Source organism: Nonomuraea sp. NPDC049655, from assembly GCF_044465465.1.
GTDB lineage: Bacteria > Actinomycetota > Actinomycetes > Streptosporangiales > Streptosporangiaceae > Nonomuraea.
On sequence record NZ_JBITLS010000019.1, the window covers coordinates 246,460 to 253,738 of the forward strand.

A 7,279-nucleotide genomic window follows, 5' to 3' on the forward strand; every position below is an offset into this window, starting at 1 on the left:
CGCTTCTCATCCCCCGATCACCACACCAGCAGCGGCCTCGCCGGAGGCCGTGCCGCCGCCGATCACCGCGCCCCCTCCTTGACCGGCAGGACCGCGTCACGCGGATCCCGCTTGGGCCCTTCGACCACCACCCCGACCACGTCGAGCGCCGTCAGGTCGGCGAACGGCCGGGCGTAGGCGATCCGGGTCAGCTCCCCCGGCGTGGACTCCACCCGCTCGATCACTCCGATCGGCACCCCCGGCACGTACGGCCGCCCGTTCTTGGAGCCGAAGCTGACGATGCGGCCGCCCCGCTCCATCGGCGCCGTCGAGTCGAGCAGCCGGAACTGCACGAGCCGCCCGTTCTCGCCCACCCCGTGCACCACGCCGATCTCCTGGCCGCCCTCCAGTCGCCCCCCGGCGGCCGAGGCGGGGTCGCTGAGCAGCACCACCGTGGAGGTGGCCGACGAGGCGTGGATGACCCGGCCGACCAGCCCGTCACCGTTGAGCACCGTCATGTCGGGACGCACCCCGTCACCGGTGCCCACGTCGATCTGCACGCTGTCCTCGAACCCCGGCTGCCCGCGCCTGGCCACCACGTTGGCCGTGACCACCTTGTAGCCGCCGGTGCCGGAGAGGCCGAGCAGCTTCTTCAGCTCCGCCGAGCGGGTGGCGTCGAGCGTGCTGGAGGACAGCCCGGCCCGCAGCCTGGCGTTCTCCTCCTGGAGCTGCTCGATGTGCCGCTGCGCGCTGGGCGCGCTGGCCAGGGCGTGCAGGAAGCCGCCGACGGGACGCACCACGCCCCCGCCGAACCGCTCGGCCGCGCCGAACACCCAGGACCCCGCCGAGCGCAGCGGACGCAGCGGTGAGCTGTCGCCCGCACGATGGTCGATGGTCAGGACGACCAGCGCCGCCATCAGCAGCACTCCCAGGATCAGCCGGGCCCGGCGCGAGTCTCTCATCAGTGCCGCGACTCCGGAACGAGCACCTGCTGCAGGGCCTCGAACTCCTCGGCGCACTTGCCCGAGCCGATGGCGACCGAGTCGAGGGCGTTCTCCACCAGGTGGACGGGCATGCCGGTCTCGGCCTTGACCCGCTCGTCGAGCCCCTTGAGCAGGGCACCGCCGCCGGTCAGGGCGATGCCGCGGTCCATGATGTCGCCCGACAGCTCGGGCGGGCACTTGTCGAGGGTGGTCTTCACCGCGTCGACGATCGCGTTGACCGGCTCCTCGGTGGCCTTGCGGATCTCCTCGCTCGACACGATGATCGTCTTGGGCAGCCCGCTGATCAGGTCGCGCCCCCGCACCTCCGCGTGGGTCTCCTCGCCGTTGGGGCAGGCCGACCCGATCGCCATCTTGATCTCCTCGGCGGTGCGCTCGCCGAGCATCAGCGAGAACTCCTTCTTGGCGAACGTGATCACCGCCTGGTCGAGCTCGTCGCCGCCGATCCTGATCGACTGGCTGGTGACCACGCCGCCCATCGAGATGATGGCCACCTCGGTGGTGCCGCCGCCGATGTCGACCACCATGTTCCCGGTGGGCTCGTGCACCGGCAGCCCGGCCCCGATGGCGGCGGCCATCGGCTCCTCGACGATGTAGACCTTCCTTGCGCCGGCCTGGTATCCGGCTTCCTTCACCGCGCGCTGCTCGACGCTGGTGATGCCGCTCGGTACGGCGATGATGATGCGCGGCTTGGCGAAATGGCGTCGTCTGTGCACTCGTTGGATGAAGTAGCGCAACATCCGTTCGGTGACGTCGAAGTCGGCGATCACGCCGTCCTTCAGCGGGCGGACCGCGACGATGTTGCCGGGCGTACGACCGATCATTCGCTTTGCCTCGATGCCCACCGCCACGATCTTGCCTGTGGTGGTGTTGATCGCTACGACTGACGGCTCATTGAGCACGATGCCCCGGCCACGCACGTATACCAACGTGTTGGCGGTGCCCAGATCGACCGCCATGTCACGGCCGAGAAACGCGAGCTTGCTGCCCATGGGGAACGGAGCCCTCCGTATCGTCGTTCGCGAATGACTACGGATCGAATTCGAATCGTAACGTGACGTACCCACCAGTGAGCGCAATGAGCCCTCGCGCTCCACAAAAATCTCCAGCCCCTACCTCAACCTGGATTTTGCCCGAATTGCACCCACACGACCGGATCAACTGCGCCCGCGCCTGCCAGACTCGGTGAACGCTACAACCCGCCGCCGACAAAAAGACGCGCCCGCACGGCGTGAAGCCGGCGGGCGCGCGGGTGAAGCTGACTGCTAGAAGCGGTCGGGGAAGAAGATCTTGATCTCCCTGGCCGCGGACTCGGGCGAGTCGGAGCCGTGGACGACGTTCTCGCCGATCTCCAGGGCGTGGTCGCCGCGGATGGTGCCGGGGGCGGACTTGACCGGGTCGGTGGCGCCGGCCAGCGCGCGGAAGGCCTCGATGGCGCGCGGGCCCTCAAGGACCAGGGCCACGAGCGGCGCCGAGGTGATGAAGTCGACCAGCTCGCCGAAGAACGGCTTCTCGGCGTGCTCGGCGTAGTGCGCCTTGGCGGTGTCGGCGTCGAGGGTGCGCAGGTCCATCGCCACGACCTTGAGGCCCTTGCGCTCCACGCGGGCGATCACGTCACCGATGAGGCCACGCTTCACCCCGTCGGGCTTGATCAGGACAAGAGTGCGCTCGGACACGTGTGGTTCTCCTTTGAACAGATTCGGGTCGCGGCTACGGGCGCCTGGCCTGACCACGAGGGCGCTCCGCGGGACACGGGCCCTCGCGTCGCCATAGCCGTCGCTCAGCTTACCGTCCGCACCCACACCCTCGTCGCCACAGGCATGACGCGCGCGGGCGAGGACTTCAGGACCGCTCGCCGTCCTCCGGCGAAGGCGCCTGCGGCGGCACCGCGGGCACGGGCTCGGCGGGCTCGTCCTCCTCCGGCGCGGGAGAGCCCTCGGGAACGACCGAGCCCCACGTCGTGACCGGCTCCTGCGCCGCGGCCCCGCGCTCGCGACCGGCCCCGACCGCGACCGCGACCTCCGCCGGCTCATCACCGGACGGCGGCTCCTCCTCCCGCGACGGCCGCCGCCCCATCACCGCCGCCAGCACGATCACGCCCACCAGCAGGAACCCGCCGATCAACGCCCACCAGTGCAACGCGCCCACGAAGCTGTCGACCAGCTCCTGGCGCGACCCGACCCCCTCCAGCATCCACATCTGCACGCCGGTGCCCAACAGGTAGCCCGCCAGCACCCCGGCGACGCCCAGCGACAGCCCGAACGCCGCCGCCCCGATCCCGACCTCGCCGAGCGTGGCCGTGACCGCCACGGTCGCGCCCACCGCGAGCAGCGTGAACGGCACCGCCAGCACCAGCCCGTCGGCCGACGGGACGACCAGCCGCACCGAGCACAGGCCGACCACCATCGCCAGCAGCCCGAGCGGCGCCGCCAGCCGCCCCACGCCCTTGGCGAACATGCGCACGCCCACCCCGGCGACGACCGCGAGCACCGCCGCCACCCCGAACGGCGTCCACAGCCCGCGCAGCCCCGGCCCGCCCAGACCGCCCATCTCCACCAGCGTGACCTGCGCCGTGCTCGGCAGCAGCACCACCCCGACAGCCACCATCGTGTACGCGTGCGTGCGGCCCTCCGCCCGGCCGATCGAGCCGAGCGCCAGCAGCCCGGCGATCGCCACCCCCGCCAGCAAGATCACCGGGACGACGCCCCACCCCGCGCTCGCCGTGCTGACCGCCACGACCGCGATGCCCGCCGCGGGCGCGGCCGCGAGCAGCAGCCGGCTGCGCTCCCTGGCGTCCGGCGCGGGCGCGGGCCCCCGCCCGGCGAGCCTCCAGACCAGCAGGTACGCCGCCGCCAGCGCCAGCGCGACCCCGGTGGCCATCGGGTACGGCTGCAACGTGACCTTCCAGCTCGTCACGTCGACCAGCGGCCAGAGCGCTAGCGCCTGAGCCTCCAGCAGGCTGACGCACAACACCCCGGCCCACAGGCCACGCAATGCGGGCGTACGGTCCCAGACCGCCACCAGCGTGGCCGGCACGATCAGGCCGCCGCCGACGCCGCGCAGCACGCGTACGACGCCGACGACCAGCTCGGAGGCCGCGTATCCGCCCGCCGCGTCGGCCACCGCCACCAGCGCAAGCCCCGCGACCAGCACGTGAGCCACCTTCATCCGCCGCAACGCGACGGCCGCGAGCGGCACCGTCAGCATCAGGGCGGGCAGCGCCAGCCCGTGCGTACGGCTCAGCCCGATCTGGTCGAAGTCACCCGGCAGCAGGTCGGCGACCACGGACAGCGTGTTAGGTATCGCGACGATCGCCAGCGGCAACGCCACGAGGACGAGCAGCCCGAGCACCACGTCGAGCAGCCAGGAATGTCTGAGGCCAGCCGGAAGCGGCGACCGTTGAATCGGGGGGACGGCCATGTAGGCCGACTTTAGCGGGAAGTCACGCCCTCGACACGGCGAGCTACGATAATCGCGGTGATCCACAGCGCCGCGAAGATCGCGCCGAGGAAGAACATGGTCGGCACGAGGAACCCCGTGGCGATGGCCAGCACCTGGATGACGCTGCCCAAGACATACCCGAAGGGCCGTTTGAGCAGGCCCGCGGCGACCACGCACAACACCAGCAGCCCGATGCCCACCGCGACGGCGAGCGCGGGGGCCACGCCGCCCACGACGATCGCCACCGGCGTGATGAGCCCGGCCACGATGGCCTCCATGCCGAGCACGCTCGCGCCGAGCCTGCGCATGCCCGGTGTGACCTCGAAATTCATCTCACACCATCCGCCTTGAGCAGATGCCGGGCATCTCCGGCAGTCACCACCGAACCGGTGATGAAGACCCCGGTCCCACTGAACTCGCCCTCAGCGTCGGCGATGCCGATACCCCTGTCGATGGCCTCGTCGAGCCGCTCGACGACGTGCACGCGGTCCTCGCCGAACAGCGGCACGGCCAGCGCGGCGAGCTCCTGCGCCGACAACGACCTGGGTGAGGAGTTACGCGTCACCACGATCTCGTCGAGCATCGGCTCCAGCAGCTCCAGCAGGGTCTCGACGTCCTTGTCGCGCATGACGGCGACCACGCCGATCACCTTGGCGAAGTCGAACGCCTCGTGCAGCGCCTCCAGGCTCGCCTCCAGCCCGCCGGGGTTGTGCGCCGCGTCGATCACCACCGTGGGCGTGTGCCGTACGACCTCCATCCGGCCGGGCGAGGCCGCCTGGGCGAACGCCTGGCGCACCAGGTCCGCGTCGAGCGGATCGTCGCCACCGGTCAGCGCCTCGACGGCGGCCAGCGCGCACACCGCGTTGCTGGCCTGGTAGCTGCCGTAGAGCGGCAGGTAGATCTCGTCGTAGACGCCCTTGAGCCCGCGCAGGGTGAGCAATTGCCCGCCCATCGCCATCTCCCGGCCGAGCACGCCGAACTCCAGCCCCTCGCGGGCCACCACCGCGCCGACCTCGGCCGCGCGGCGCATCAGCACCTCGGCCGCGGCCAGCTCCTGCTGAGCGAGCACGGTCGTGGCGCCCGGCTTGATGATCCCGGCCTTCTCCCCGGCGATGCTCGGGATGTCAGGACCCAGACGGTCCATGTGATCGAGGGAGATGGGCGTGATGACCGACACCAGGCCGTCGGCGACGTTCGTCGCGTCCCACGAACCGCCCATGCCGGCCTCGATGACCGCGACGTCGACCGGCGTGTCGGCGAACGCCGCGAACGCCATGGCCGTCAGCAGCTCGAAGAACTGGATGCGCCGGTGCCCCTGCGCGTCGGTCAGCTCGACGTAGGGCGCGATCTCCTCGTAGACCTCGGCGAAGCGCTCCTCGCTCAGCGGCTCGCCGTCGACCGTGATGCGCTCGCGCATGGTGACCAGATGCGGGCTGGTGAACCGGCCCACCCTGAGGTTGCGCTCGCGAAGCAGCGCCTCGGTCAGCCGCGCCGTGGTCGTCTTGCCGTTGGTGCCGGCGATGTGTATGACCGGGTACGCCCGCTGAGGGGAGCCGAGCAAATCCATGAGCGCAGCGATCCTGTCGAGCGTCGGCTCGAAGTCCCACTCGACGCCCCGCTCCAGGATGGCACGTTCAACCGCACGATAATCCACCCCTCAACCCTACTGACCACGCGTAGCGGTCTGGACGCGGGGCAAACATATCGTGAATCGTATAGAAAATTAGAGGGTACTCACCTCCGCCACAGGGTGCCACCTTGGAGAACAGCCTGCTCTACCCCCCAGCAGGCGCTTTCAAGGAGGCCATCGTGGAAGGCGAGAACACTCGCGAGGAAAGGCAGCGCGGAATCACCAGAAAGGCGCTGTTCAAGGCGGCTCTCATAGCGACACCGGTCCCGTTCCTGATCGGCGAGGTGCCGGCCCTGGCCCGCACCATGGCCGGGACCGGCCAGCAGCTGGAGCCCACCCCGTTCTGCGACGACGGTGACGATCTCACGATCTCGCAGACCGAGGGCCCCTACTTCAAGCCCAACTCCCCCCAGCGCTCGACCCTCCCCGGCTCGGGCACCCCGCTGACGGTGAGCGGGTACGTGTTCGGACTGTCCTGTCAGCCGCTGGCGAACGTCCTGCTGGACTTCTGGCAGGCCGACACCAACGGCAACTACGACAACGTCACGTACAACTTCCGCGGGCACCAGTACACGAACGCCCAGGGGGCCTTCAAGCTCACCACCATCGTGCCCGGCCTCTACCCGGGCCGTACCCGGCACATCCACGTCAAGGCGCAGGCTCCGGGCCGTGGGATCCTCACCACGCAGCTCTACTTCCCGGGCGAGCCGCGCAACAACACCGACAGCATCTACGACCCGAGACTGCTCATGAACGTCCGCCCCGTCGGCTCGGGGAAGGAAGCGACGTTCGACTTCGTGCTCAACGTGCAGGGCGTGCCACCCACACAGACGCCCACTCCCACGCCCACGACTAGCCCGTCTCCGGGCGGCGGAACCTGGAAGGTTGGGGTGACCTACCAGGCGGGTGACCAGGTAACCTACGGCGGGTCGACGTACCGGTGCCTGCAAGGGCACACGTCAATGGCCGGTTGGGAGCCACCCAACGTGCCGGCTTTGTGGCAGCGCGTCTGACCCACTGGTCCCCGAACGCAAAAAGGGCCACCCCGGCTGCTGGGGGTGGCCCTGTTCGTGTTGTCATGCCGGTGAATGCGAAAGGGCCCCACACAAGTGTGTGGGGCCCTTTCGAAAGACTGTCCGGCGGTGACCTACTCTCCCACACCCTCCCGAGTGCAGTACCATCGGCGCAGAGAAGCTTAACTTCCGGGTTCGGAATGTAACCGGGTGTT

General features: G+C 69.9%; 7 protein-coding genes and 1 rRNA gene. 1 reads left to right on the forward strand and 7 read right to left on the reverse strand.

Translation table 11 applies throughout. The annotated features are described in order from the left end of the window. Window positions 1–62: 62 nt before the first annotated feature. The 6 genes from mreC to ACIBQ6_RS45885 form a co-directional block, all read right to left on the reverse strand. The gene (gene mreC / locus ACIBQ6_RS45860) at window positions 63–941 is read right to left on the reverse strand and encodes a rod shape-determining protein MreC (RefSeq protein ID WP_352328455.1); all 879 of its coding nucleotides are present in this window, start codon (window positions 939–941) and stop codon (window positions 63–65) included. Further along, entirely contained in the window at window positions 941–1,972 is a 1,032-nt protein-coding gene (locus ACIBQ6_RS45865; RefSeq protein ID WP_352328454.1) for a rod shape-determining protein, read from the reverse strand. The genes mreC and ACIBQ6_RS45865 overlap by 1 nt, the downstream gene beginning before the upstream one ends. A 273-nt stretch (window positions 1,973–2,245) precedes the next feature. Next, the gene (ndk, locus tag ACIBQ6_RS45870; protein WP_352358020.1) at window positions 2,246–2,656 is read right to left on the reverse strand and encodes a nucleoside-diphosphate kinase; all 411 of its coding nucleotides are present in this window, start codon (window positions 2,654–2,656) and stop codon (window positions 2,246–2,248) included. Between the two features lie 166 nt (window positions 2,657–2,822). Further along, window positions 2,823–4,400: a hypothetical protein gene (locus ACIBQ6_RS45875; RefSeq protein ID WP_397218996.1), complete on the reverse strand. Its 1,578-nt coding sequence runs from the start codon at window positions 4,398–4,400 to the stop codon at window positions 2,823–2,825. An 11-nt stretch (window positions 4,401–4,411) separates the two neighbouring features. Continuing rightward, complete coding sequence (locus tag ACIBQ6_RS45880) at window positions 4,412–4,753, reverse strand: DUF4233 domain-containing protein (protein WP_358283950.1); 342 nt, start codon at window positions 4,751–4,753, stop codon at window positions 4,412–4,414. Continuing rightward, entirely contained in the window at window positions 4,750–6,075 is a 1,326-nt protein-coding gene (locus ACIBQ6_RS45885; protein WP_397218997.1) for a bifunctional folylpolyglutamate synthase/dihydrofolate synthase, read from the reverse strand. Before ACIBQ6_RS45885 ends, ACIBQ6_RS45880 begins: the two co-directional genes overlap by 4 nt. Before the next feature lie 155 nt (window positions 6,076–6,230). Between ACIBQ6_RS45885 and ACIBQ6_RS45890 the strand changes: the two genes are divergently transcribed. Further along, entirely contained in the window at window positions 6,231–7,064 is an 834-nt protein-coding gene (locus ACIBQ6_RS45890) for a carbohydrate-binding protein (protein WP_358283946.1), read from the forward strand. A gap of 121 nt (window positions 7,065–7,185) precedes the next feature. On the opposite strand, the gene rrf is transcribed toward ACIBQ6_RS45890, so the two are convergent. After that, window positions 7,186–7,279, reverse strand: a 5S ribosomal RNA gene (gene rrf / locus ACIBQ6_RS45895); the annotation flags it as partial.